This window comes from Haloarcula sebkhae (assembly GCF_014647415.1).
Classification (GTDB): Archaea; Halobacteriota; Halobacteria; order Halobacteriales; family Haloarculaceae; genus Haloarcula; species Haloarcula sebkhae.
In genome coordinates this window covers 1-745 of the sequence record NZ_BMPD01000020.1, presented here as the reverse complement: position 1 = coordinate 745, position 745 = coordinate 1, and the positions used below count along the sequence as shown (strand labels likewise).

At 57.9% G+C, this 745-nt stretch carries 1 protein-coding gene; it reads right to left on the bottom strand.

What is annotated here, in order from left to right:
• Window positions 1-8: 8 nt before the first annotated feature.
• Complete coding sequence (locus IEY38_RS21150; protein WP_004592119.1) at window positions 9-689, bottom strand: IS6 family transposase; 681 nt, start codon at window positions 687-689, stop codon at window positions 9-11.
• Window positions 690-745: the final 56 nt, after the last annotated feature.

Genomic DNA, 745 nt, shown 5'->3' with positions numbered 1-745 from the left:
GGCACTGTCTAGTTCTGAATCTCCTCAGCTGGCGTTCGTCCGTCGAGTGCTTGGTTCGGTCGTTCGTGGTTGTAGTGGTGTCTGAAGCGTCGTAGCCACTGTTTCGCGCTGGATTGACTGCCCCTCCAGAAGGAATGAAAGCGGTCGATTCGCATGGTCACAGTCTGGAACCACTTTTCGATGTGGTTCCGGAGTCGATAGTCAAGCCGACCGCTCAAATCGTGGCGAGAGAGGGCAGTCAGATAGCCGCCAGCATCGACGAGAAACACTGTCTCGGTGACATCGTGTTTCTCGGTGAGTCGATGCAGGAACGCCGCCGCGGGGTCAGTCCCGCGGCGGCTGAACACGTCAACTTCGAGCAGCAGCTTTGATTCGGTGTCGACAGCGGCGTACAGCCACTTTTTTTCGCCATCAACCTCGATTTGTTTCTCATCGACCGCGACCCGCGACGGCGACGCCGTCGGCGGGTCGCTTTGTGCTTCAGACAACGTATGAACCCAATTCCAGACCGCGCCGTGAGAACGGTCGACACCCAGTGATTCTAATATAGCGACCGTCTCCCTGATCGACAGCCCCGCCGCGTGGAGACGCACCCCAAATCGCCGGACGGGTGTCGGGGTGCGCTCGTTCTCCCAAACGTCTTGGCTGTCTGTTTCCAAGGTTTCTCTGAGCAGGTCTGCGAGTTCCATGAACAGTTCTCGCAACGGCCTGCTCACTTCTCAAACTCGCTCAACTAGACAGTGCC